General features: G+C 69.1%; 32 protein-coding genes. 16 read left to right on the top strand and 16 right to left on the bottom strand.

The genetic code is table 11. The features are described from left to right. Positions 1-102: 102 nt before the first annotated feature. Positions 103-327, bottom strand: coding sequence for a hypothetical protein (locus ACWY4P_RS21355; protein ID WP_456212148.1), 225 nt, complete (start codon positions 325-327; stop codon positions 103-105). Further along, on the bottom strand, positions 324-761 hold the full coding sequence (locus tag ACWY4P_RS21350) for a DUF6415 family natural product biosynthesis protein (protein WP_456212147.1): 438 nt from the start codon (positions 759-761) through the stop codon (positions 324-326). Before ACWY4P_RS21350 ends, ACWY4P_RS21355 begins: the two co-directional genes overlap by 4 nt. Before the next feature lie 199 nt (positions 762-960). Here ACWY4P_RS21350 and ACWY4P_RS21345 point away from each other — a divergent pair, with 199 nt between their 5' ends. After that, positions 961-2,244 carry a helix-turn-helix domain-containing protein gene (locus tag ACWY4P_RS21345; protein ID WP_456212146.1) on the top strand — a complete coding sequence of 428 codons (1,284 nt, stop codon included), beginning with the start codon at positions 961-963 and terminating at the stop codon, positions 2,242-2,244. Here ACWY4P_RS21345 and ACWY4P_RS21340 read toward each other — a convergent pair. After that, positions 2,225-2,884, bottom strand: a complete 660-nt coding sequence (locus ACWY4P_RS21340; protein ID WP_456212145.1) for an HAD family hydrolase — start codon at positions 2,882-2,884, stop codon at positions 2,225-2,227. The genes ACWY4P_RS21345 and ACWY4P_RS21340 overlap by 20 nt on opposite strands. Before the next feature lie 312 nt (positions 2,885-3,196). Between ACWY4P_RS21340 and ACWY4P_RS21335 the strand changes: the two genes are divergently transcribed. Together ACWY4P_RS21335 and ACWY4P_RS21330 are read left to right on the top strand one after the other, a co-directional pair. Further along, complete coding sequence (locus ACWY4P_RS21335) at positions 3,197-4,393, top strand: hypothetical protein (protein WP_456212144.1); 1,197 nt, start codon at positions 3,197-3,199, stop codon at positions 4,391-4,393. A 129-nt stretch (positions 4,394-4,522) separates the two neighbouring features. Then, entirely contained in the window at positions 4,523-4,780 is a 258-nt protein-coding gene (locus ACWY4P_RS21330) for a hypothetical protein (protein WP_456212143.1), read from the top strand. Positions 4,781-4,964: 184 nt separating this feature from the next. Here ACWY4P_RS21330 and ACWY4P_RS21325 read toward each other — a convergent pair whose 3' ends face one another. The 4 genes from ACWY4P_RS21325 to ACWY4P_RS21310 form a co-directional block, all read right to left on the bottom strand. Then, on the bottom strand, positions 4,965-5,540 hold the full coding sequence (locus tag ACWY4P_RS21325) for a hypothetical protein (RefSeq protein WP_456212142.1): 576 nt from the start codon (positions 5,538-5,540) through the stop codon (positions 4,965-4,967). A gap of 641 nt (positions 5,541-6,181) precedes the next feature. After that, the gene (locus tag ACWY4P_RS21320) at positions 6,182-7,015 is read right to left on the bottom strand and encodes a M55 family metallopeptidase (protein WP_456212141.1); all 834 of its coding nucleotides are present in this window, start codon (positions 7,013-7,015) and stop codon (positions 6,182-6,184) included. A 707-nt stretch (positions 7,016-7,722) separates the two neighbouring features. Next, the gene (locus ACWY4P_RS21315) at positions 7,723-8,202 is read right to left on the bottom strand and encodes a hypothetical protein (RefSeq protein WP_456212140.1); all 480 of its coding nucleotides are present in this window, start codon (positions 8,200-8,202) and stop codon (positions 7,723-7,725) included. A 307-nt stretch (positions 8,203-8,509) separates the two neighbouring features. Next, a complete protein-coding gene (locus ACWY4P_RS21310) occupies positions 8,510-8,749 on the bottom strand; it encodes a GntR family transcriptional regulator (RefSeq protein WP_456212139.1) in 240 nt (79 codons plus the stop codon). 130 nt (positions 8,750-8,879) lie between these two features. Here ACWY4P_RS21310 and ACWY4P_RS21305 point away from each other — a divergent pair, with 130 nt between their 5' ends. Further along, positions 8,880-9,020: a hypothetical protein gene (locus ACWY4P_RS21305; protein ID WP_456212138.1), complete on the top strand. Its 141-nt coding sequence runs from the start codon at positions 8,880-8,882 to the stop codon at positions 9,018-9,020. Then, a complete protein-coding gene (locus tag ACWY4P_RS21300; protein ID WP_456212137.1) occupies positions 9,020-9,379 on the top strand; it encodes a hypothetical protein in 360 nt (119 codons plus the stop codon). The genes ACWY4P_RS21305 and ACWY4P_RS21300 overlap by 1 nt, the downstream gene beginning before the upstream one ends. 329 nt (positions 9,380-9,708) lie before the next feature. Here the strand turns inward: ACWY4P_RS21300 and ACWY4P_RS21295 are convergent, their stop codons facing one another. Further along, positions 9,709-9,957 carry a DUF3817 domain-containing protein gene (locus ACWY4P_RS21295; protein ID WP_456213010.1) on the bottom strand — a complete coding sequence of 83 codons (249 nt, stop codon included), beginning with the start codon at positions 9,955-9,957 and terminating at the stop codon, positions 9,709-9,711. A gap of 5 nt (positions 9,958-9,962) precedes the next feature. Beyond that, a complete protein-coding gene (locus ACWY4P_RS21290) occupies positions 9,963-10,445 on the bottom strand; it encodes a hypothetical protein (protein ID WP_456212136.1) in 483 nt (160 codons plus the stop codon). 83 nt (positions 10,446-10,528) lie between these two features. Between ACWY4P_RS21290 and ACWY4P_RS21285 the strand changes: the two genes are divergently transcribed. The 3 genes from ACWY4P_RS21285 to ACWY4P_RS21275 are packed head-to-tail and all read left to right on the top strand — an operon-like array spanning position 10,529 to position 11,948. Further along, a complete protein-coding gene (locus ACWY4P_RS21285) occupies positions 10,529-10,870 on the top strand; it encodes a PadR family transcriptional regulator (RefSeq protein WP_456212135.1) in 342 nt (113 codons plus the stop codon). Continuing rightward, a complete protein-coding gene (locus ACWY4P_RS21280; RefSeq protein WP_456212134.1) occupies positions 10,867-11,565 on the top strand; it encodes a hypothetical protein in 699 nt (232 codons plus the stop codon). Before ACWY4P_RS21285 ends, ACWY4P_RS21280 begins: the two co-directional genes overlap by 4 nt. Positions 11,566-11,573: 8 nt before the next feature. Continuing rightward, positions 11,574-11,948 (top strand): hypothetical protein, encoded by a 375-nt coding sequence (locus ACWY4P_RS21275; protein WP_456212133.1) that lies wholly within the window; start codon positions 11,574-11,576, stop codon positions 11,946-11,948. 11 nt (positions 11,949-11,959) lie between these two features. On the opposite strand, the gene ACWY4P_RS21270 is transcribed toward ACWY4P_RS21275, so the two are convergent. Both ACWY4P_RS21270 and ACWY4P_RS21265 read right to left on the bottom strand, forming a co-directional pair. Next, positions 11,960-12,640, bottom strand: coding sequence for a hypothetical protein (locus tag ACWY4P_RS21270; protein WP_456212132.1), 681 nt, complete (start codon positions 12,638-12,640; stop codon positions 11,960-11,962). A gap of 117 nt (positions 12,641-12,757) precedes the next feature. After that, positions 12,758-14,020 (bottom strand): hypothetical protein, encoded by a 1,263-nt coding sequence (locus ACWY4P_RS21265; RefSeq protein WP_456212131.1) that lies wholly within the window; start codon positions 14,018-14,020, stop codon positions 12,758-12,760. Between the two features lie 81 nt (positions 14,021-14,101). Here ACWY4P_RS21265 and ACWY4P_RS21260 point away from each other — a divergent pair, with 81 nt between their 5' ends. Continuing rightward, on the top strand, positions 14,102-14,527 hold the full coding sequence (locus ACWY4P_RS21260) for a DUF6210 family protein (RefSeq protein WP_456212130.1): 426 nt from the start codon (positions 14,102-14,104) through the stop codon (positions 14,525-14,527). Between the two features lie 44 nt (positions 14,528-14,571). On the opposite strand, the gene ACWY4P_RS21255 is transcribed toward ACWY4P_RS21260, so the two are convergent. Further along, positions 14,572-15,600 carry a hypothetical protein gene (locus ACWY4P_RS21255; RefSeq protein WP_456212129.1) on the bottom strand — a complete coding sequence of 343 codons (1,029 nt, stop codon included), beginning with the start codon at positions 15,598-15,600 and terminating at the stop codon, positions 14,572-14,574. A 47-nt stretch (positions 15,601-15,647) separates the two neighbouring features. Between ACWY4P_RS21255 and ACWY4P_RS21250 the strand changes: the two genes are divergently transcribed. Then, positions 15,648-16,247 (top strand): DUF4240 domain-containing protein, encoded by a 600-nt coding sequence (locus ACWY4P_RS21250; protein ID WP_456212128.1) that lies wholly within the window; start codon positions 15,648-15,650, stop codon positions 16,245-16,247. Positions 16,248-16,270: 23 nt separating this feature from the next. Here the strand turns inward: ACWY4P_RS21250 and ACWY4P_RS21245 are convergent, their stop codons facing one another. Together ACWY4P_RS21245 and ACWY4P_RS21240 are read right to left on the bottom strand one after the other, a co-directional pair. Beyond that, a complete protein-coding gene (locus ACWY4P_RS21245; RefSeq protein WP_456212127.1) occupies positions 16,271-16,645 on the bottom strand; it encodes a VOC family protein in 375 nt (124 codons plus the stop codon). Continuing rightward, positions 16,642-17,358, bottom strand: a complete 717-nt coding sequence (locus ACWY4P_RS21240; RefSeq protein WP_456212126.1) for a TetR/AcrR family transcriptional regulator — start codon at positions 17,356-17,358, stop codon at positions 16,642-16,644. Before ACWY4P_RS21240 ends, ACWY4P_RS21245 begins: the two co-directional genes overlap by 4 nt. A gap of 217 nt (positions 17,359-17,575) precedes the next feature. Here ACWY4P_RS21240 and ACWY4P_RS21235 point away from each other — a divergent pair, with 217 nt between their 5' ends. From ACWY4P_RS21235 to ACWY4P_RS21225, 3 genes are all read left to right on the top strand, one after another. Then, positions 17,576-18,739 (top strand): trypsin-like serine peptidase, encoded by a 1,164-nt coding sequence (locus ACWY4P_RS21235; RefSeq protein WP_456212125.1) that lies wholly within the window; start codon positions 17,576-17,578, stop codon positions 18,737-18,739. A 32-nt stretch (positions 18,740-18,771) separates the two neighbouring features. Then, a complete protein-coding gene (locus tag ACWY4P_RS21230; protein ID WP_456212124.1) occupies positions 18,772-19,173 on the top strand; it encodes a hypothetical protein in 402 nt (133 codons plus the stop codon). 90 nt (positions 19,174-19,263) lie between these two features. Beyond that, positions 19,264-19,845: a DUF1269 domain-containing protein gene (locus tag ACWY4P_RS21225; protein WP_456212123.1), complete on the top strand. Its 582-nt coding sequence runs from the start codon at positions 19,264-19,266 to the stop codon at positions 19,843-19,845. Between the two features lie 12 nt (positions 19,846-19,857). Here ACWY4P_RS21225 and ACWY4P_RS21220 read toward each other — a convergent pair whose 3' ends face one another. Beyond that, positions 19,858-20,340 (bottom strand): GNAT family N-acetyltransferase, encoded by a 483-nt coding sequence (locus ACWY4P_RS21220; RefSeq protein WP_456212122.1) that lies wholly within the window; start codon positions 20,338-20,340, stop codon positions 19,858-19,860. 65 nt (positions 20,341-20,405) lie between these two features. On the opposite strand from ACWY4P_RS21220, the gene ACWY4P_RS21215 reads away from it, so the two are divergent. Together ACWY4P_RS21215 and ACWY4P_RS21210 are read left to right on the top strand one after the other, a co-directional pair. Then, positions 20,406-21,203 carry an exodeoxyribonuclease III gene (locus ACWY4P_RS21215; RefSeq protein WP_456212121.1) on the top strand — a complete coding sequence of 266 codons (798 nt, stop codon included), beginning with the start codon at positions 20,406-20,408 and terminating at the stop codon, positions 21,201-21,203. Positions 21,204-21,235: 32 nt separating this feature from the next. After that, positions 21,236-21,742 carry a tetratricopeptide repeat protein gene (locus ACWY4P_RS21210; RefSeq protein WP_456212120.1) on the top strand — a complete coding sequence of 169 codons (507 nt, stop codon included), beginning with the start codon at positions 21,236-21,238 and terminating at the stop codon, positions 21,740-21,742. On the opposite strand, the gene ACWY4P_RS21205 is transcribed toward ACWY4P_RS21210, so the two are convergent. Next, complete coding sequence (locus ACWY4P_RS21205; protein ID WP_456212119.1) at positions 21,706-22,344, bottom strand: hypothetical protein; 639 nt, start codon at positions 22,342-22,344, stop codon at positions 21,706-21,708. The genes ACWY4P_RS21210 and ACWY4P_RS21205 overlap by 37 nt on opposite strands. Positions 22,345-22,562: 218 nt before the next feature. Here ACWY4P_RS21205 and ACWY4P_RS21200 point away from each other — a divergent pair, with 218 nt between their 5' ends. Beyond that, positions 22,563-22,856 (top strand): barstar family protein, encoded by a 294-nt coding sequence (locus ACWY4P_RS21200; protein ID WP_456212118.1) that lies wholly within the window; start codon positions 22,563-22,565, stop codon positions 22,854-22,856.

The raw sequence follows: 22,856 nt of genomic DNA, 5'->3' as shown, positions 1-22,856 counted from the left end.
TCCCTCGGGCGCAGTGGGCGTGACATCTGCGAGACGGGCGAATGGACGGGGGCGCATGCCCACCTCACAGCCACAACGCCCAAGGGAGCAGGAGGGCGGGAGCTACCGGGTCCTTCCCGGGAACGGCAGCCCCCGCCCCGTCTTTGGACGGCGAACCACGGCCGAGCGGAGTGGGATGCCCTCGATGTTCAGCAACCGGTACAGCGCGTAGTACGAGATGCCGAACTTCTCGCGGATCTCCCTCACTTCCAGGCCATCGCGATATGCCTCCAGGATCTGCTTCTTGGATGGCCCCCATTTCGCCGGTACACGGCGAGCCGTCGTCATCCCTTGCGTTCCGTTTGCAGGCCGGAGTTTTCGAGGAGGAAGCGGCAGGAGTAGCCCAGTCCCTGTACGTGCGCCTTAGCCGACAGCAGACCGGAGCCGAGCCCCGTGCCCACCTCATAGGGGATGGAGCTGAGTTTGCTCGCCTTCCCGTACCACTCCACCGTGCCGTGGTTCAGGCGATCGATCCGCTTCCTCGCCAAGGGCGTCAGAGTCTCGATGTGCCCCACCAGAGCCTCACGCAGCTCGCACAGATCCTCGTACCGAGGAAGAGCCGAACTCTCCACCAGCGCTCGGCCGATCGACACTTTGATCTGTTCCACGTCCACCTTGTCAGCGCTCCCGGCAACCTCGATCGCGCCCACAGGTGGGTTGTGCGGGGGCTCTTCTTGCTGCTCGTCCTGCCACTCACCCGCACGCTTCACCACCTCGCCCATGCCTTCACCCCGCATGCTTGCTCTCTGTCTGGCTTAGACATGGTGGGGCTACAGGACGTCCCATTGAAGGCCCCTCAGGGGACGAGAAGAGGACGTCTTGAGGACCTATCGGGATGGCCGCACAGGTGGGGGTCCTCAAATCGGCCTTCCAAAGCTACGGTGAACCGAGTTGACCCATCGAAAGCCGTGAGGAAATCCAGTGCCCAGGCCAGTAGGAAACGCGCGGCTGAAGGCCGCTCGGCAGGCAGCCGGATACGCGTCTCAGGAAGCGTTCGCCGAGGCGATCCGTAACACCGCGCCCCAGCTCGGCATACGGTCGTTGCAGATCAGCGTCCGCCAGGTCCGCCGCTGGGAGTCAGCGAATCCACCATGGCCGCAGCCTGACGTTCAGCGTGTGCTGACACACCTACTGGGCCAGCCCATCGAGGAACTGGGCTTCACCGCGCCATGGGGCCGGACGGGTCCGGCGCAGGAAGGCGCTAGTCGGCGAACGGCCGCAGCATCGGGCGCACCCGCGATCGGACCTGCCCCGGGGCCACTGCCCATCGCGAGTCATGCCACGCAACCAGCCACCATGGGCGCCGATTTCGCAGCGATCACCGCCGTTCACCGACGCCTGTACTGGTCCGTCCAACCCTCCCAACTCCATGCCAGCGTCGTGGAACACACACGTCTAGGCACGGCGCTGATGGGGGAGACAACCGGTCGCTGCCGCACCACCCTTGCCGCTGCCCTCGCAGAGTCCTACCTGTTGGCCGGGCGTATCGACTTCTTCGACCTCCAGCAGCCTCAGGCAGCAGGCAACGCGTTCGTGCGTGGCCTCCAGGCCGCCGGGGAAGCCGACGACGCGCTACTCGGAGCGGCGATCCTGGCGCACACCGCGTTCATCCCAGGATGGGCGGGCCAGAGGGAAGACGCCGAAGAGCGGATGTCCGCCGCCCGCGCCTACGCCCGCAGGGGCAATGCCCCCGCGATGATGCTCGCCTGGCTTGACGCCGTCGAGGCCGAATGCATGACGCGGTGCGGCGACACCCGCACTGCACTGCGCTTGATATCCCACGCCGAAAGCGTGTTGGCCGAAGGCGACGCGGATGAGCCATGCCCGGTGTGGATGGACTGGTTCACCCCTGTCCGCCTGGCCGCCTTCAAGGGCAACACACAACTGATCGCCGGACACACAGCCCAGGCCCGGGACACGCTGCTCGGAGTGCTCGACCATCTGCCCGCCGACGACGGCAAACAGCGGACGATCATCCTCGGCGACCTGGCGGCCGTGGAGGCCGCAGCCGGTAAGCCGGAGGAAGCCTGCCGATGGGCCAACGAAGCGCTCGATCAGCTGAGCGTCACGTGGTACGCCGTCGGCATGGATCGGATCCGCGATGTCCGCAAGCGGCTGCATGCCTGGCGTAACGAGCCATGGGTTCGTGATCTGGATGACCGGATGTACGGCTGGGGAACGACCGTCAGCGCCCTTCAGCGCTGAGCTTGGCGACCAAATCCGGCAGCTCGGCAAGGCTGTTCACGCGGAAGGTCGGCAACGTCACCGAGTCCGGGTCATCCCACTGGATGGTGGCCCACGGACCGCGCCGGATCAGCGCCGTCTTCATGTCGACCTTGGCCGCCGGGCGGATGTCGTTGTCCATCCGGTCGCCCACGTAAAGGATCTCCTCGGCCTGGCAGGGGGCCGCGTCCGCCACGTGGGAGAAGAACGCCGGGTCGGGCTTGGACACGCCCCAGTCGTCGGACGTGCAGATGAAGTCCGCCGGGAGGTCGAGGGAGCGCAGAATGCCCCCGGCCCGCACGGTCTGGTTGCCCGCGATGCCCACCCACAGACCGGCATCCCGCAGCGCCGTCAGAGTCGGACGGACATCTGAGTACAGATCGCTGTCGTCGAAGTGCTCGGGTTGGCCGGCCTGAGCCCGCTTCTCGCGCTCTTCGGACAGATCAAACCCGGGGCGGAAGACCTGGAACGTCTCGCGGTAGTCCCGACCCTGAGCGATCACGGCACCGAACGCCGCCGCGAACGTGTGCCGAGGCACCCCCAGCCAATCCGCCCACGTGCCGTACTCGCGCGTCTCGTCGACCAGGCACTCACCAACGTCGAAAACCACAGCTCGGATCATGACGAGCAGGGTAAGCCAAGCGGAGCGCGGGTGGCCTCTGGCAGTCCTGCCCTGCTGTACTCAGCATTTTTCTACGGCGACAGTCTCCGGTCTGGCGCTGTGGCGCACGGCCTCTTCAAGGGCGCGAAGCGACATGGTTGAGCGCTTGCACAGGACCGATACCTGCCGTGATAGTCCGTCAGTCGGCGCGCTAGCGCTGTAGCACAAGAGGCAATGCGAGGCAAGTAGAACGGGCAACGAACTGACAAACGCGGTTCCAGGGTGCCATCCTAGTTGTTTCGCGTAGGGCCGCTTCAAATGCCAGGGGGGCACGTGTGGAAGCTCGGTGAGTCCCGTCGTCAATTCTACGTAGACTGCGGCAGGCCGGAGGAGAATTTCTGGAAGACGCTCTTCGAACAGGCCAATCGCCAAGATCTCATAAGCGACGACAAGTATGTAGAATTTCTTAAATGGAAGCCAGAGCGCTCCAATTGCCCAGAGCTTAATAATGTGACACACGCCCTGATTTCCATCGCGCCCGCCGAGTGGAGGGCGACAATGCGCAATATTTTTGTAGCGCGCGCCTTCAAGGGAGAGGCCAACGCCGAAGCTTCCTCATTCAGAAGTGCTGGGATCATCGAGATCAACTACGGTTTCACCTTGGCCGCAATGATCTACACCACGCTTTTCAGTCATTTCTATGACTCTATTCTCACAGCAGGGACGGAGATAGATTTCGATGACGATGACACGGAGACGACACTGCTGATCCTGGAGGAGGTTGAACGCGCCGCCTTTGAGCCCATTGATGTGACCGATCAGGCTATCCACACCTGGGCTGCTGAACGGCATGTTCGAGCTACACACCCTCTCCAAATTGGCCTCCCTCGGCGCAGAAAGGAGAGTGACTATTTCAACTTGGTGAATGCCGTGGAGGAATTCGTGGTTTCCCACGAATACTGTCACCACATGCTTGGGCACACAGATTCCTATTTCCGTCACTCGCGAGCCGCCAGGAAAACGGTCGACGAGTGGTTGAGTCGGATCGGGATTCAGGACACTTTGGGCAAGCTGAACGAAAATCAGGTAGAGGAGGTAGAAGCCGACGTCGGAGCGTTCCTTCTCATGACCGGGATCTATTCAGGGGAGTCGTCTCGCGGCCGTGTTTATCGTGCCGTGGGTGGCTCGGTTCTTGCCCTAGTAGCCTTGGCGCACGTTTCAGAGAGTTGGGTTTCTAGGGGTCGCCACGAGACGCATCCCGATTTCTTGACTCGCTACGAGGTCATGTTTCGGTTGATTAAAGAAGTAGCCATGAAACTGCCTGTGGGGGAGGTAGGTGATCACCCCATGGGGTACATGATCCAGTTCCGTGGTTTTATTTCGGCCATTTTGCAAACTTGGGCTTCCAAGGTTGGCGCTGATCTGAAAGCACCCAATTTCTTGAACGTCTTCTCCTGGATGATAGAACTCGAAGTAGAGTTCAGAGAAGAATATCGAAAGCTGCATGGCGGGGACGGGGGAGTACCTTAGGTTCGCAATAAATACCGCCATACTCTGACCCATAAGCTTCCTTTCGAAGCCGCCTGCGCGCCGATGTCAAAGGTCGGTAAGGATGCCCACTGTAAGCCACGAGAGCCAACCCCGCAGAAGGAGTCTGCTATGCGCTTGACGCAGAAGGTACGCCAGCAACTACTGGATCAAAATGAAGGCTTCGAAACGACGACCCACTACGGCGACAAGAACTTCAGGGAAGATAGGAAATATACAATTTCGAATGGAGAGCTACATATTCGTTCGAAAGGCAAGACTTCGTGGGCGGACAGTCGCTTTGATGAGGAATGTGTAGCCAACGAAGATCAAACAAGAAGGTTTCTAAGGAAGTATCTGGGTGCCTTGAACACCGACGGGCTAGAGTGAGCAGCGCCCCGAATTTGGTTCACGGACCCAGGGTTCCGAGTCACGCACGGGCTCACTGAGCTGGTGGCCTGACGGCAGTCGTTGACGGCAACAGAGGTACACATCGCCGTACCACGAGACTCGTCCACGTACCGCGCAGGCTGCTGATCACCACACCAGCGTGACGAACTCCTTAAAGCGGTGCTCACAGACCGCGACGTCGCGCATCTCCCCATTCGTCAGGTGCGTCGACGGAGCGCCAGCGGTTCTCTATAACGTCCCATGTGGAATCTATGACTCGTCCCTCATGGAGGGTGACGGCATGCCACTTTCCATCAGTTAGCCACCGAACGACCGGCGGGTGATCGCCTAGGTCGACGAGGGCCGAGAAGTCCATGGTTGGGAGCAACAGCAACCCCTCGGGCGGGACATCCTCGTCGAATTGAATGTGGGCTACCCCGGCGGCCGAAGGGGCGCCGGGCTGTTGCTGCTCATCCGACGGTGCTGTGTCGAGTTCTCTCCGAAGTACCTTACGGGCCAGTGTGCGTAGGCCTTCTGCTGTCTTCTCGCCAGCTGTGGTGCCCAAAGCCGTGCTAAGTGCTTGCACGAAGGGGATCAAGGCCAACGTGCCCAGGACTGTTGGTACGTCGATCCGGTACAGGCGTTCTGGGTGCTCACTCCAGGCCCGCTCATATCTCGCGTTGTGCGCTGCTCCGTCAAGGTATGCGTAGATTTGTAGGCTTCCGGATTCATGGAGATCCATGACGTGATCATCCTTCATGCAGCAAATGTAGATGCCGCGAGGGTCACTAGTAGCTGTCCTTGAGGTAACGCACCTGTGCCCGGGAATCGTTGCGCGAGCCTGACTCCCCAAGCCTCCCGAGAAGCGCGTGGGAGGGAGATATGGCTGGCTGGCCAGCGGTGGTGCCGCTCATACACGGTCAGCGGCGGTGATTGCTGTACAGCAGCGAAGTACAGCAACCGCCTCAACCACAGTCGACCGACACCGGCCCCAGCCGACCGGCTGACCAGCCCAGCAGACCTCAGCGACCGCCCCGCCCGTAGTTCGCATCGAGGGGGTCAGGGGTTCAAATCCCCTCAGGTCCACACAGTGGCCGTTCTTGAGTTCGCTCAGGTTCGGTTGACGAGATCCCACCGATCTTCATGATCGGTCGGGATCTTTGTCGTTTTCGGAGTCTGTTCGAGGATGTTCGGGGTGGTGCCTGGCGGCGGTTGTGGAGCGTGGCCGTGTACGACGCCCCGGGATCGGCGTAGTTGAAGCCGGTGTCGATGAGTTGGGTACTGGTGCGTTGGTAGAGCCAGGTTTCGCGTCCGTCCCTGCAGGGTGGACGCTCACCGGGCACTCTGCTCAGGAATGTCCCACGCGATCAGGCCGAGTGACACATTCGCGCGCACGCAGCACTATCCGGGTTTGATGCTGGAGAGCTGTACGAGCAGCAGGACCAGCCGGTAAGCGTCGGCGAAGTCGGCAGCGGTGAAGGTGATCGTGCGGGAATCCTCGGCCTCAGCGCGTGACACACCCGGCACGAGTGTCGCCAGATCGACCATGTACGGGCTGGAGAGGGCGACCTCGATATCGAGCGGCCCGGCAATGATCAGCGGTGAAACCAGTTCGTGCCGCGTGATAGCTTCGGCGGCCGCCTGGCGCAGGCGCTCCTGGGCTTCCTCGGGGTGCAGGGCGACAGCGGCTGCCTGGCCGAGGGCTTGTTTGACCGCAACGGTGACCGCAGAGGGGACGAGATCGCGTAGTTCTGCGCAGGCGATGTCGTCGCCGCTGAGCAGTGCGACCGGCACGCCCAAATGTCCGGCCATGGCGGCGTTGAGACCGATCTCACCCAGGGAGCGTCCGACCATGCGTACGTCGAGGATGGCGTCGCTCATGGTGTGCGCCAGCACTGCTGGCCCGACACCGGCACGGGCGTGGTAGCCGACGAACAGAACCGCGTCGGTGTGTTCGTCGAGCCCGCCGAGCATGCCCAGCGGGCGCGGCTTGCCACGGACCAGCAGTGCCCGTCGGTCAAGTTCCTCCGGCAGGAGGTTACGAAAAGGCCCGTGTGCGTCGGCGACCAGAACTTTGGCCGTGGGCTCGGCGTCCAGGACACCGGCGATCACCGCGTTTGCTTCGGCCGTCATCAACGCCCGGCCGCGCTCGTAGTCGTACCGATCTGGATTCGTCTCGGCGGGATGCACAATCCCCGAGATGCCCTCCATGTCAACAGAGATCAGCACCCTCATGACCCGGGGAGTCTACGCGTGTGCACCACATGTAGGAACTGCACAACATGAACCCTGAGCTGGCCCGAGCGACACCCCGAACCCATCGGCAACCCGGTGAAACTTGGCGGTCGGAAGACCACGTACGCCTTCACCGCCAGATTGTCGTTCGGCTCGAACCCAAACCCCTGGGCGGGCGCCGGCGTCGTGTCCAGCGGTACGAGGCCCCCAACTGGCCGCCTACCCGTGGGAGAGACAGAAGCCGTACAGGCTCACAGCCTGAGCCAGGGAACAACCACACTGCATGGCCGGGGGCGGAACAGGGCGGCTATTCTCGCCGTTCCCGGACGCACTTCACGCGGCTGTGTCGACTCAGCGGCGGTCTGTGGCTCGCGGATGCCCTGCGCCTGCGAAGGTGATCCAGCAGGTGCTGCGGGCGGTGTCCAGGAGGTACCAGACGCGTCCTCCGCCAGTCACTTCGATCTGCCACTGCTCGCAGGTCTGTCCCCGGTGGGTGCCGTGCGCCAGGCTGCCCTTCAGCCGATGATGGCGGGGTGTCTCCATGGCGGGTCTGGGGTCCGTGCGCATGGTCACCCAGGCGCGGTAAGTATTCTCGCGTGCCTGCTGGGCGAGGCAATCCCATCCCTTGGCGGAGGCCGCGTCCGCGAAGCGGACTTCCCAGTGGCCATCAGGCGCTGGCGGTGCCGCGCGGTCGCCGCGACCCGCGCTCATGCGACATCCCGCGGATCCGACACCGGACCGTGGTCCTCGGAGTGGTCCCGGGTCAGCGCGGCCAGCAGTTCGGGGTCCGAGTATGCCTCCGCCGTGTGCTGCCAGGCGATGAGCATCTGGGCGACGGACGCGTTGTTGCCGACGGAGTCGGCGGCTCGCATAGTGTCGACCAGTTCGACGGCGAAGGCGTGGACGTCGGACTCGGGCAGGAAACGAACCCAGGGGAAGGCATCCGGCAGTATGTCCAGGAGCAATTCCATGCTGCCGGGCTCCCGGCGCGCCATTGCGGTCAGCATCCGGGTGGCAGCGGACACCACCGTCTGATCCTGCTCGGCCCGCGCCGCCGTGGTGAGAACAAGATCCTCTCCGTCCCGGCGGTGCAGCAGTAGCCGTGGCGATTCTTTGAGTCGGGCGAGCGTCTGCTTGTTCTTGTTCACCAGCTCGGAGAAGTTCACTGCGGCGTTGTCGGTCGGCATGACTTTGAAACTACTTCGAAACCCATCGAGGCGCCATCACCCACAAGAGGGACGCAGGGCAGTCCTGCCGAGAAACGATCTCCGAGGCGGCGGGAAATGATCTCCATCGAGTCTCATCGCTGCCCTACCTTCTGTTCGGGTTGCTCCAGCCGTACTCGTGAACCCGGCAGCCGAGATCCCGGCCGGATGATCATGATCCGGCCGGGATCTTTTCGTTTCAGGCACGACCGTCGGTCGCAAGGTTGGTGCGAATCCGTCCGTCCCTCGCGGCGTATCCCCGCAGAGCCTTCAGTTGGCGGTTTCGGCCTCATAGGGGCGTGTCGGCGGGCGGCGTCTCCAAAACGAACGAGCCCTTGCCCCGTACGGTGACGATCAGCCCTCGCTCGCGGAGTTCCTGTGCGGCACGCCGTGCGGTGAGGCGTGCCACGCCGTACTCGTCGGCGAGGTGGTTCTCGGAGGGGATCGGCCTGTCCGGTACCAGCTCCCCGGACTTGATCTTTCCGGCGATGATGTCGGCCAGCTGGACATAGAGCGGCCTCGCGCTCATCGGGTCCAAGGGCGACCACCGTTCACCTACACAATCGGGCTATGTCCCGATGTAGCGTCGGGCCGGTAAAGACCCCGGCGAGGTGGCTAGACCTCCCGGGGCGTGGCCAACGCTGACAAGGAGCGTCGACATGCGGAACTTTATCCGCTGTGCCGCCCACCGGCTGAGACTTCTGCTCATGCCGGGCACGGGAATCCATCGCGCAGACACCCGTCCGACCCGGATCGGCCTCTACCGGTGCCTGATCGGCGCGGGGAAGGCGGCCGCCTGATGGATTCGACGGAGTCGACGAAGCCGATGAACCAGGCCGCCGCGCTCCGGCTGCTGCCCTGGCTGTCGCCGGAGGGGAGGCCGTGCTACCTCTCGCCAGGCAGTGAGGGCGGGCACCTCTCGCGCCTCGCCGATGCGACAGAGGCCCGGCTGCTGGCCACGGGTGCGGAGGTGCTCGTCCTTGCCCGCAAGGTGCTGGGCGACTCCATGTCCCCCTACACCGAGGTGCGGTACTCCGGAATCCGGCTTGCCGAGTGCCTCAGCGATGCCCTGCGCGTCGCCGAGTCGCGCGGGCTCCGCCTTCCTGTACCGGATACGGACGTTGAGGATGCCGGGGGCGACGGGACCCGCGACGAGTAACCCACCGGCCCCTTCGGGTCGGCTCCCGTCCGGCCGTCGCCGCGCCGGCCGGCCGGACGGGGCTCGCGGGCCCGGCGTCCCCCGGGGTGCGGGGCTGGGCTGCGGCTGCCGACGCGTCGGCAGGTAGTCGTCGTAGTCGTGCCAGCCCAGCGTGGACGCGGTCGGCGTAGCCGTGGAGGCCCTGACGCTCGCCGAGGAAGCGTGCGTAGAGGTAGGTGCGCATGCTGTGGTTGAAGATCGCCGGGTCTTCGATGTCGCGTGCGTGGTGCAGGGTCTTCAGCGCCAGGTCGGTGCGGGGGAACGGCAGTCCGGCGTACGGGTCGGTCATCTCATGCTCCTTGGGGCCGGATTCGGCGGAGGGCGAGCAGGCCGCCGATGCCGGGGATGGCGGCGTACCAGCGGGCCGCGGGGGTGGTGCCGGGGGTCATCCAGGTGCAGGCGATGGTGGCGAGGTAGGCCATGCCGTGGACCGGGCCGCCGAGGGCGGTGACGGCCTTGGTGTGGACGGTGGCCAGGTTGATCAGCAGGGCCGCGAGGGATATCGCCTCGACGGCGGCCGCGATCCGCAGGGTGCGCATGGCGGTCACGCTCCGGTCGTGGAGCCGGGGCGGACGATCATCAGGACGACCACGATCGCCCACAGCAGGTTGAAGATTCCGGTGGTCATGGCCAGTCGGGTCGATGCCGCTGCCCGTGTGTTCTCGGCGGCGTCCGTGCCGTCCGGCGCGGCCAGCAGGCGTTGCTGGGTGGGGAGGATGACCAGCGCCAGCAGGGCGGCGGCGATCGCGGTCAGTGCGATCGAGGCGATGAGCCAGGCGTCGCCCAGGACGCCGAGTTGGGCTCCGGTGGCGAGGCCGAAGACCGGGACGGCCAGGCCGAGGACGGCGTAGCCACGGCAGACGCGGTGCAGGAACGCGGCTATCGCCGGGCCTCGCGGGCCGCCCGGTTCCTGGTCGTCGTCGCCCGGAGCGCGGGCGAAGCGGGGGAACAGCGAGGCGGCCACGGCGATCGGGCCGATCGCCAGGATCGCGGCCAGGACGTGCACGGACAACAGCAGCTTGGTCACTGCGACTCCGTTTGAGTAGGCAGTCTACGTGTTGGCTGCCAATATATAGCTCACCTACTGATGGATGGGTAGGCTGCTGTTCCATGAAGGGAGATGCGGTACGCGGGCACCTGGACGCACTGCTGCTGGCCGCGCTGGAGCAGGGGCCGCTGCACGGCTACGCGATCATCACGGCCGTTCAGAAACGCAGCGGCGGCGCCCTGGAGCTGCGCACGGGCACCATGTATCCGGCGCTCAACCGGCTGGAACGGCTCGGGCTGCTGCGCAGCGACTGGCAGTCGGCCGGCGAACGCCGCCGCCGCTGCTACGAGCTGACCGACGCCGGACGGCGCAGCCTGGCCGAGGAGCGTACGGCCTGGCGGGAGCTCACCGCGGCGATCGGCGCCGTCCTGGACCCCGCCCCGGCACCGAGGCCGGCCACGTGAGGGCCCTCGACCGCCGCGCCGCGCCCGGCGCCGACCCGATCGAGGAGCACGTCGCCGCTCTGGCGGCCGCCTTACAGGGCCCCGTGCGGGTCAAGGACCGGATGCTGGCCGAGGCGCGGGACGCTCTCGCCGATGCCGCGGCGGACATCGCTCTCGGCGCGAGCCCCGACGGTCGCGCCGATGACCACGCGGCGCGCCAGGCGGTGGACGACTTCGGGAGCGTCGAGGAGATCGCGCCCGCCTTCCAGCGGGAACTCACCATCGCCCAAGCCCGCCACACCGCGCGCCGCGTCGCGCTGCTCGTCCCCGTCCTGATCCTCTGCTGGTATGTGATGGTGATCGTCGACCGCGGCCGGGGTCTGCCACACGCCGTTCAGCTCCTGGCCGCCCACGTGGGCGGCGTAGCGGCCGCCGCCGCGCTGCTGGCGGCGGCGTCGCTGGCCGCCACCGGTGCCCTGGCCCGTCGGCTGCCCACCCCGCACCGGCTCCCGCTGATCGTCGCCTGGACCGGCACCACCGCCGGTATGGCCCTGGCGATCAGCGCCTTGACCCTCACCACCGCATCGGTCCTGGCCGGGAACTGGCCGCTCAGCGCGGTCATCGGCGCCATCACCATCGCCTCGCACGTCAGGATCGCGGCCTCCGCCCGCGCCTGCCGCCAGTGCGCCCGTCTCCCCGTCGTCGCCCACAGCTGAGGCGGGGGATGGACACCACCGCGCCGCGTGGCGCCGGCCGCGGCGCGGCCTCGGGAGCCGCGGCGGCCGCGGCCCTCCTGGTCGCCATGTGGTGGGGGGTCGTCGCGCTCGGCACCGAGAACTTCGGCAGCGACTGCCTCTTCTACTACGGCGAAACCGGACCGCGAGCCGAGCACTGCCGGCGGGTGAACGAGCGGGCGGAGGCGTGGCTTCCGTGGCTGGTGGCTGTCGCGTGGATCGGTGCGGTGCTGAGTGTCGTCCTGGCGCGCCGGGTCCCTCGGGGGGAGGTTCCCGTGCGGCGGGCAGCCGCCGGGGTCGCCGTCGGCTGCCTGGTCGTCGCGGTGGTGCTCGGGGTCCAGGCCATGGCCGCCTCCGGGCCATGAGCTGCGGGCGGTCAGCCCACGCGTTCGATGACGGCCCGTCGGATGAGGAACTTCCCGGGCTCGCGTACCTGCTCGAACGCGGCGTTGTTCAGCAGGGCGCAGCTGCCCGAGGTCGAGGTCACGCTCACCGTGGTGGACTTGTTGTTGTCCAGATTGGTGACCTTGAGCCGGGTGCCGACCGGGAACTGGTTGCTGGAGGCGGCGGGCGCGCCCGCTTCGCCGGAGAGGGTGACCGTGGAGCCGGGGCAGACCACCTCGCCGGAGGCCCCGCCGGTGTCACCGCCCGGCTGCTGGCCGCCGCCGGTGGCCGGGGCGGAGGTCTCGGGGGCCGCCGTTCCCGGAGCGGAAGTCGGGGCGGAGGTCGGTGCGGAGGTGGGGGTGGAGGGCGTGACGTTCTCGGTGCAGCCTGCCACCTGGCGGCGCTGCTGGATCTGTTTCACGACCTCCTGGCGGTTGGCGATCCTGGCCTCCGACTGGGCGTCGGGGGCGGCCTGCTGGGCGGCGATGAAGTTCAGGTTGTTCCGTAGCGCGGTGTCGAGCCCGGCGCAGTTCTCCGTGGGCGCCTTGGCCTGGGTGGTCTCGGATGCCTGGCTGATCCCGACGCCGACGGCGAGTCCGCCGCCGACGAGACCTGCCATCCCCATGGCCAGGGCGATCTTCTGGGGCCGGCTCACGCGACGCTTCCGGGACATGCGGAACTCCTCGTTGGATCGGTCCGTGCTGTGCGGTGCCTGTCGCAGCCGAAATACGGCCTCGTGCGGCGAACCGTTCAACGCGGTCCAGACCTTTGTTGTCGGCCCTGGCCAGACTCAGAGGCGGATGGCTGGGCCGACGTCCTCCATGACGAGGGTCGGGAGTACGGCCAGAGCGGCCTGCCGGGGAGCGGCGTGGGGCGTGGCGGTCTGCTCCGCGATGGCGGGGCGCCAGGAGGTCAGGCGGTGCAGGGCGGTGGCGAGGCCCCTCTCGTCGTGGTCCAGGAGCGCGGCGATCAGGGCGACGGTGTCGGCGCGGGGCGAGCCGGCCGGGGCCGGGAGATCTTTGAGGCGGGGAACGACAGCGGCCGCGGAGCCGTCCGGGGCCGCGGCGGTCAGTGCGGCGAGTGCGAACCGGGCCGCGTCGGCCTCCTCGTCCCAGCGGGTCAGGAGGCGCGGCAGCGCGCGGCCGATGGCCTGCCGCGTCATCCGCACGCCGGCGGGCTCCTGCCAGACGTCGCCGAGCGCGGCGATGCGGTCGGCCGCGGAGACGGTGAGCGAGGGACCCGTGGCCGCGAGCTGGAGGAGGTCGCCGAGGACGATCACCCGGACCGCGGGCGGAACGCCGCCGTCGCGCGCCAGCTCGGCCAGGAACGGCACGGCCTCGACGGTGCCGTCGGTGCAGGTGCCCTGGTGGGCCACGGCATCCGCCAGGTCGCCCAGGAACGCGCCCGTGGTCTCGTACGGCTCCCCGAAGGCGAAGTCCTCCTCCAGCAGCCACCCGACGGAGTCGGGGGCGTCGTCCGCACTGCCGTACATCCGCTCCGCGACGGCCGCCACTGCCCGCACGACGTCCTCGGGCGGGTCCGGTTCGGCGGACGCCAGGCCGGTCCACCGCGGCCCCCAGTCGGGCGGGCCCGGGTCGGTGGGCAGCGGGGCGGGCGGGGCGACCTCGGCCGTGGCGTGCTCGTGCACCAGGCCGTCCCGGGTGAAGGCCTCCTGCAGAGTGGCAGCGTGCCCCTCGGCGCAGCCCTGGCGGAATCCGCTGTGGGACCGGGCGACCCCGGCGATCCGTATGCGCTCGCGCCGGAGGAACGGCTCCAGTGCCCGGCGGTCGGAGACGCCGTGGCCGGGGTGGACGGCCAGCGAGAACACCTGCCACCAGCCGGTCAGTTCGGGGTCCAGCGACGGCTTGCCGTACCAGAAGCTCGAGGGATCGGACCGGAAGTGGTCATGGGCCCGCACGGCGATCAGCCGGTGCCCGAGCGCGGCCAGCTCCGTCGCGGCTTGCCGCGCCGCGTCCTCGGTGGGCAGACACAGCGTGTGCTGGACGCCCCACGCGGGTGGGGAGGCGGCGGCGGTCGAGTCGGTGGGTGCCATGTGGTCGATGGTGCCCCCGCCCACTGACAGCGCCGTCGAAATCCGGTTGAGACGGTGGGCCCGGGGCCGCACACTGCGGGCATGGCCGGTCAGCGCTTTGTGTTCCTCGACCCCGACGGGGCGCCCGAGGACTGGATCTATGTGGTGGTCGAGGCGGCCACCGGGGTGTACTACCAGCAGCAGTACGGCGGAACGGCCTGTCGGCAGGGGGCGGTCGAGGGGTATCTGGTGCCGGTGTTCGCGCCCGATGCGCTCGACGGGCTGTGCGAGATGTTCGAGGGGCATTTCCGAGGGGCCGGGACCTGGAATCACCCGTGGACGCCCGACGAGCTGGCCAGGCTGCGGGAGGTCGTCGAGGGCGTGACCTTCTGGGTCTGCGACGGTACGAACGAGGTGCCGCATCCACTGCGGCTCGACGAGGACCGGCTCGGCGAGGCCGACGAGGCGTGGATCCCCGTCGCCACGCCGGATGGGCAGGGCGTGCTGCTGTGGTGCAACTCGGACTGACCCCGCCGTGAGTTCTGTGGCCGGGCTCGACACGGATCGGTCGATCAGCGCGCCGTTGCGCGGATGACGGCCTCGGCGGTCTGCCAGAGGCGGGGGAGGAAGCGGGTGACCGCCTCGGCGCGGTGGACGAGGTCGGGAGTCGAGGCGATGCCGAGGTCGGCGACGGCGGCGCGGAAGGGCGGGGTGAGCGCCTGGTGGGCCTCGGGGGCGTCGGCGGCCAGGATGGTGTGGCAGCGGGCGAAGGTCGCGATGATCCAGAAGACCGCCTCACGGTGGCGGCCGCGGTCGATGAGGTCCTGGCTGCCGTCGATCGCGATGGGCCGCGCGGCCGGGGTGATGTCGCTGCTGAAGGGGAACGGCGTCCTCGCCACGGCGGCGGTTGCGTCGAACGTCGTGGCCAGTTCGCGCACATGGTGCCGGACGCGCTCGGCGGGCAGGTGGGCGCAGCCGAGGAGGCCGAGGAGTTCGGGGTAGAGGTCGAGGTGGCCGTGGTCGGCGAGGACTTCGCGGACGGCCGGATAGCGCAGGCGTACGGTGGGGTTGCGCAGGGCGGCGGCCAGCAGGACGTGAGTGGTCACCCCGGTGGGGAACAGCCAGGACGTCACCTGCTGGTGGAACGGTGCCGAGGTGTCGATCGCCGCGAGCCCCCTTTCGACCCGGAGCCGGGCGTCCTGGCAACGGCGGCGCACCCAGGGCCGGGCGGCGAAGTCGCGTGAGACGCGGGCGTGCAGGGCGCGCAGCCGGCCGGTGGGGTCGTCGATGACCGTGTCGGTGCGGAAGCTGCCGGCCAGGTAGTACGTGGCGAGAACGGCGTCGGGCGGGGCGAGCCGAGCGAAGGGCAGATAGCTGATCTCCAGCAGGGCACCGTGGTGGCGGAGCTTGCCCGGCTTGGCCGGTGGGTCGTCCTCGGCGGTCACGACCACGACGTCGACGTCGGAGGTCGGCGGCAACTCGGCGTCGTCGGGCAGGCCGACCGTCGAGCCGCTGAAGTACGCACCGCGGAACCCGGGTTCGGGGCGGGCGTACTGATCCACCCACCGCCCCGCGGCGGCACGCGCCGAGCCGACCTTCACCTCGCGTCCTCCCTGCGTTGTCGGACCCCCGTGGGACAGTCGACCACATGGACACGGATCGCTTCTGGAGCGTCATCGAATCCGCGCGGGCGGGCGGCCCCGGCGGCCCCGACGGAAGGCCTTTCGACGAGGCGCTGGTCGACCTGCTCGCCGTGCTCGCGAAGGACGACATCCTCGCATTCCAGACCCGGTTCGACGAGATACACGACGCCGTCTATCGGTGGGACGTCTGGGCCGCCGCCTATCTCATCGGCGGTGGCTGCTCCGACGACAGCTTCATCGACTTCCGTGCCGGGCTGATCGCGCTGGGCCGCGAGTGGTACGAGCGGGTGGCCGCCGACCCGGACAGCATCGCGGAGCACCCGGCCGTGATCGAGGCCGGGGCCGCCGGCCGTGATGAGGCCTTGTTCTACGAGGAGGTCAACTACGTGGCGAGCGGGGCGTTCGAGCGGGTCGCGGAGGACGGGGAGGACTTTTACGAGGCGTGGAAGCGCCACCGGTCCGCCCGGGGTGAGAGCGGGGAGGGCGGCTCGGAGGCGGGGGCCGAGGCGGACATGGGCGAGGACTTCGACTTCGACGACGCGGAGGAGATGAGCCGCCGTCTGCCGCGCCTGGCGGCGCTGTACCTGGATGAGCGCGTGGCCTGAGACCGGAGCCCTCGAAACGCGCCCTACGCCGGGGACATCACCTCGTACAGATTTCCCGTGGTGTCCTGGAAGAACAGGCCGCGGGGGCACAGGGGGTGGTCGATCCGGCCGTTGTCGGGCTGGGTGGGGGCGTTGCCGTAGGGGATGCCCGCCGTGCGGATCCGGGACAGGATCTCGTCGAAGGTGGCCGGGTCCACGTCGAAGGCCAGGTGGTGCCCCTCGGGGTCGGCCATGGCCATGAAGTCCAGGGTGAGTGTGTCGTTCACCCGTACGGGGGCGAAGTGGCCGTTGCGGCCCGCGGGGGGCAGTTCCTCCAGGCCCATGACGGAGGCGAAGAACCGGGCCGCCTCGCGGTGGTCGGCGGCGGGGACGATGGTGTGGTTCAGCGTGACGGTCATGTGCCGCTCCCGGGTTTGACGAGGGTGCCGTGCAGGAGGACGTCGACGAACTCCACCGGATCGACGTCGGCGCCCTCGGCGCCGAAGTGCAGCTGGGTGAAGAGCATGCCGAGGAAGATCGAGGCGACCCTTTCGGGGGGCAGGCGCAGGGCCGCGCGGTCGGGCTCGACGAGTTCGGCCAGGGCGTCGCGGGTCGCCCGCATCGACGTCTCCCGGCTGTCCGCCGGCTGGTCCTCGGCGTCGCGGGCGGCTGAGTGCCGGGTATCGGTGGTCCGGGCGGCGGGGGTCCGGCCGGCGGAGTTCTGGGTGGCGGAGTTCCGGGCGGCGGGGGAGCGTTCCCGGCGGTGGCCCGACGCCTGTAGGGCCCCCGCCACCGCGCCCATACGCGCCAGATGGGCCCGCATCGCCTCGGCCGCCTCGGTCAGCCGGCCGGCGAGCGGCTGGTCGAGGGAGATCGAGGCCAGTTCACGCAGCACATGGCTGGGGTTCATCGCCTCGGCCGTGCACGCGGCCAGCACCTCCTCCTTGTCCTTGAAGGCGCGGAAGATCGTCGCCTCGCCGATGCCGGCGGCGCGGGCGATCTGCGCAGTGGTCACGGCGGCGCCGTACTCGGCGACCAGCGGCAGCGCCGCCGCGACGATCATCGCCCGGCGCTGTTCGGTACTCATGCCCGGCGCACGCCGCCGGGCCGGTGGTTCTGCCCGTTCTGCCATGCCGCTCACTGTACGGAGTGAGTACTCACTCCGTCAATGGCGCAGCCCGGCGATGTCATGGAATCGTGCCGACCAGGTTCGTGTTGTGTGCGGGCTGTGGGCCATGTGACGGCTGTGGCCAAGGGCGCGGGCATAGTGGGGGCTTGTCCCGGAAGGGGCATGCGCGAAAAGCGCCGAACACAGCACTGCACAGCAGCACACAGGGGGACAGAGCACCATGCCATCGATACGCCGCTCCGCCGCGGCCGCCGCGGCCATGGCCGCGCTGCTCGCGGTCACCGCCACGGCCTGCGGGCCGGGCGACGACAACGCCGGGTCCGAACCGAGCACATCGGCCACCGCCGGGGACAAGGCCGACGCCGGACTGAAGATCCCGGACGGGGTGCCGACCAGTCTGGACGACCTGAAGAAGTGGAAGGACGGCGGCTGGAAGAACTGGGAGGACTGGGCCCGCAAGGCTTCCGATTTCGCCAACCCCGTCATCAAGGACTTCTGGCAGCCGTCCCGGATGGCCAAGGCCAAGGACTCGCCGAACACCGTCGCCGCGCGGAGCGCCGGTCAGGGCCAGGCGGCCACCGACCCCGAGCCGCCCGCGACCCAGGCCAAGCAGGTCTCGCGGCCGTACCACCGGAACATGGCGCCGGTCGGCAAGGTCTACTTCGACAGCCCCGACGGGCCGATGGTGTGCTCGGGCACGGTCGTCGAGGACCCGGCCCACCCGGGCAAGTCCAACCTGGTGTGGACGGCGGGCCACTGCGTGCACTCCGGCAAGCAGGGCGGCTGGATGCGGAACATCGTCTTCGTGCCGTCGTACAACGACAACGGGCTGCCGGCCGAGCGGACCGGGACCGCCGCGAGCCAGGAGGTCACCCCGTACGGCGTGTGGTGGGCGGACTGGTCGCAGACCTCCTCGCAGTGGATCGCCGAGGGCGCCCACACCGGCAATGTCGCCTCGTCGTACGACTTCGCGGTGCTCCATGTGAAGCCGGAGAACGGCGGCGGCAAGTCGCTTCAGGAGACGGTCGGGGCCGCGGTGCCGGTGTGGTTCGACGCGCCGTCGGCGGACCAGGCCAGCTCGATCGGCGCGTACGGCTACCCGGCCGCGCCGCCGTACGACGGGGCGCTGATGTTCAGCTGCCTGAACCGGCCCAACCGGCTGTCGTTCTCGCCGACCGCGCCGACGATGTACCGGATCGGCTGCACGATGACCGGCGGCTCCTCCGGCGGCGGGTGGCTGGTGAATCGCGGTGGCAAGTCGGTGCTGGTGTCCAACACCTCCATCAGCTCCAGCGCGCACACCTGGCTCGCCGGGCCGCATCTGGGCAGTGAGGCCAAGGGCGTGTTCAACGCGATCAGCCGGAAGTTCGCAGCCAAGCGGTGACCGGCGGCACGGCGGGCCGAGCGGATGCCGACGTGCGGCCCGGGCTCACGTTGCGGGCGCACCACGTGGCCCTGTTCGGCGTCCTGCTGACCGGGATCGCGGCGTACGAGCGGCTGCGCGGCAGCCGCCAGTACGTCTTCTGTCACGCCTCGTCCGCCGTCGACGGCTTTACGCACACGGCCCTGGCGCTGGTGGCGGCGGCGGGCGTGCTGACCGTGCTGGGCGCCTGGGCCGTCCAGGCGGCGGGGCCGCGCCGCGCCGCGCTCCCGCTCGCCGTCATGGCCGCCGTGGCTGTGCTGCTCGTGGCGGCCGACGGCGTGGACGCACGGGGCGAGCGGGAGGCGACGAGGGTCGCGGCCCAGCCGTTCGACGAGGAGACCTGCGACTACACACCGCAGGTCTACGACGCGACGCCGGGCTGGCTGTTCTGGTGAATCCCCGCGCTCCTTGTGCGGTGGCTACGTGGCCACACAGCCACGAGGGCACGAGGTGCGCGGGGCTCGGTCTGCCGCAAGAGTGGAGGCATGGCCGAGAACATCCTGTTTCTGGATCTTCCGGGGCCGGAAGCGGCCCCTCAGGCGCTCGACGCGCTGCTCCGCGCGGATGACGAGGGCACGCTGGTGCTGTGCGAGGGCGCGGTGATCGCGCGGGCCATGGACGGGACGCTCGATCTGCCGGACTGCGTGGACCACACCGGGGCCCGTTGCTTCACCATGGACGACCTGATGGGCGGGCTCGTGGGCCTGCTGGGCGGGCCGCTGGGCATCATGATCGGCTTCGGGGAGGGCGGATTCGTCGGCGCGGCGCGGGACGCGCGCGAGGGCACGGGCGCACCCGGGCGTACGGGCCCCGGGCGTACGGGCGCCCCCGGGCGCATGGGCGCGGGTGCGCGGGTCCGCGCGGGCGAAGGGGTGGGCGTGAGCGCCGCCCTGGAGATGCTGGCCGCCGAGGTCCCGCCGGGCACCACCGTGCTGGTCGCCGATGTGCGCGAGCCGTCTCCTGAGGCGGCCGACCGGGCCTTGGCGCCGTACGGTCACCCGGTCGCCCGGTATCCGGCCGGCCGGGTGCGCAGGGAGATCGAGTCGGCGAAGACCGATCCGTCCTAGGAGCTCAGGAGGCTAGGAATCCACAAGCCGCTTGGCGTAGCAGCGGCTGGACTCCTCGAAGCGGTACAGCCCGAACTTGGTGACCGGCACATAGCCGGAGGACGTGTACAGCGCTATGGCCTCCGGCTGCTCGGTTCCCGTCTCCAGCACCATCCGCACCCGCCCCGCCGCCCGGGCGCTCTCCTCCAGCGCGGCCAGGATCCGGCGGGCCAGCCCCTGCCCCCGCGCCTCCCGGACCACGAACATCCGCTTGATCTCGGCGTCCCCGTCCGAGTGACCCTCCTCGCTGCGCTCCTGGCTGCGCCAGCCGCCGCTGGCCACCGGGCGGCCCTGTGTGTCGTACGCGAGGAGGTACAGCCCCCGGGGCGGTTCGAAGTGCGCCGGGTCCATGACGGTCAGGTCGGGGTCGCCGTAGCGCTCGACGTATTCGGCCTGCACCTCGTCGTTGAGCTTGACGGCGTCGGGGTGGTCATAAGGGATGGCCTGGATATTCATGCGAGAGATCGTACATTCATGCGAAGCTGCGGGGTGTGCGATTTTTTCTGGCGTATCGTGCCGGAATGCTCACCGTGACCACCGTGAATGTAAACGGGCTGCGCGCCGCGGCCAAGAAGGGCTTCCTGCCATGGCTCGCGGGCACCGCCGCCGACGTGGTGTGCCTCCAGGAGGTGCGCGCCGAGCCCGGTGAGCTGACCGCGCCGGTCCGCGAGCCCGACGGCTGGCACACCGTGCACGCCCCGGCGGCCGCCAAGGGCCGGGCCGGGGTCGCCGTCTACACGCGGCGCGAGCCGGAGGGCGTACGGGTCGGATTCGGGTCCGCGGAGTTCGACGGCAGCGGCCGCTACCTGGAGGTGGACCTGCCCGGGGTGACGGTCGCCAGCCTGTATCTGCCGTCGGGGGAGGTCGGCACGGAGCGGCAGGAGGAGAAGGAACGCTTCATGGGGGAGTTCCTGCCGTACCTGAAGGAGCTCCGGGAGCGCGCCGCGGCCGGCGGGCGCGAGGTGCTGGTGTGCGGCGACTGGAACATCGCGCACCGGGAGGCGGACCTCAAGAACTGGAAGTCCAACCGGAAGAAGGCCGGGTTCCTCCCCGAGGAGCGCGCATGGCTGAGCCGGGTGTACGACGAGGCGGCGTACGTGGACGTGGTGCGCAAGCTGCACCCGGACGTCGAGGGGCCGTACTCGTGGTGGTCGTACCGCGGGAAGGCCTTCGACAACGACGCGGGGTGGCGCATCGACCTGCTCGTCGCCACGCCGGGGCTGGCCGAACGGGCGGTGAAGGCGCACGTGGAGCGTGCGGCGAGCTACGACCAGCGGTGGAGCGACCACGCTCCGGTGACGGCGGTCTTCGGCGGCTGACACCGGCGGCCCCGGGCTGAGATGCTGCGCCGATGAGCACTGCGGCAGCGGAGAATTGGGAACAGCGGGTCGCGGACCTGTGGACCGCCTTCGACGACCATGACCCCGCCGACTTCCTGTCGGCCATGACGGCGCTGGCGGCCGAACTCCCCGCCGGCGACCCCGTGGCGTCCTTCGAGCTGGCCTCGGCGTACGACGCCACCGACCACGAGGCGGAGGCCGCCCCGCTCTACCGGGAGGCCCTGGACGCCGGTCTCGCCGGCTCGCGGCGCCGCCAGGCGGTGATCCAGCTGGCCAGCACGGTGCGCAACCTCGGCCGGCCCGAGGAGGGCGTCGCGCTGCTCACCGCGGAACGGGAAGCGGAATCCGACGAGCTCGACGACGCCGTGGCCGCGTTCCTCGCGCTGGCGCTCGTCGACGCCGGGCGGGAACGGGAGGCGGTGGCCCTCGCGCTGTCGGCCCTGTCCCGCCATCTGCCGATGTACAGCCGCTCGCTGACGCACTACGCCGAGGAGCTCGCGGGCGGAGCCGGTCGCTGAGCGGCGGGGCGCCGGGCGGGGCGCGCGTCCACCGCTGGCCGGAGGGGTCCGGCCGGGCCGACACCCCCGCGTTCGCCCTGACCGACGCGGACGCCGACCCCGACGCCCACTCCGACGCCCACTCCGGCTCCGGCTCCGGCTCCGGCTCCGGCTCCGACGACGAGAGCGTCTGGGGCGTCTGCGCCGATGTCTCGGGCCTGTTCGTCGCCCCACCCGGCCGCCCCTATCAGCTCCTGGCCTGCGCCCCCGCGGGCCCGCTGCGCGACGCGCTGCGTGCGGGCGGCGAGGGGCCGTACGAGCCGTACGCGCTGGGCGACCTCCGGCTGCGGCCCATCGGCGACGACCGGTGCCCGGAGGATTCGGAGCGGCTCGACCCGTGGCGGCTGGACGACGCACGGGTCACCGGCCACCGCCCCCACCCCGGCGACCCCTCCCTGACCGACGTCTTCATCGAGGGCGCCGACGGCTACCCGGACCCGCCCGACGATCCGTACCTCGCGGCGGGCCTGCTGCTGCACAACGGCCGTGAACACCTCGGCACCTGTGCGGACTTCTCCGACATCGTCGCGCCGGACGGCGAGCCGCCGGACGCCTCGCTGCACCTCCTCGGCTGCGCCCCTGGCAAGCGGCTCCGGTCGGCCCTCGCGGCCGGGACCCGCCGCCCCCGCGGGCCCGCCCCATCTGGCAGCGCTGGTACGACGGTCCGCCGACGGCCCCGAACCTGTGGGCCGGGTACGGGACCCGCGATCGCGGGCTCTGGCTCGCCTGTGCGCTCGAGCGAGGCATCCGCCCGTCCGCCCCGGCCGCGCCGCCCGGGCGCGTGTACGAGCTGGACGGCCGGCATGTCACGGATGTGCCCGGCCTCTATCTCGCGCTCGGCGAGGCCATGCGCGGCCCCGGCGGCTACTTCGGCTGGAACGCCGACGCGCTGGACGACTGTCTCGGCGGAGGCTTCGGGGTGACCACGCCGTGCACGCTGGTCTGGCGCGACGCGCGGATCGCGCGGCGGAGCCTCGGGCGGGTCCTCGACTGGCAAGGGGAGCCGTACAGCTACTTCGACCTGGTGCTCGAGGTCCTGAGGGACGGCCGGGTCGAAGTGCGGCTCCGGGACTGA

The organism is Streptomyces sp. LZ34, assembly GCF_053890475.1.
Note: the sequence above shows the minus strand (reverse complement) of the source record. Positions and strands in the feature narration are given on the sequence as shown.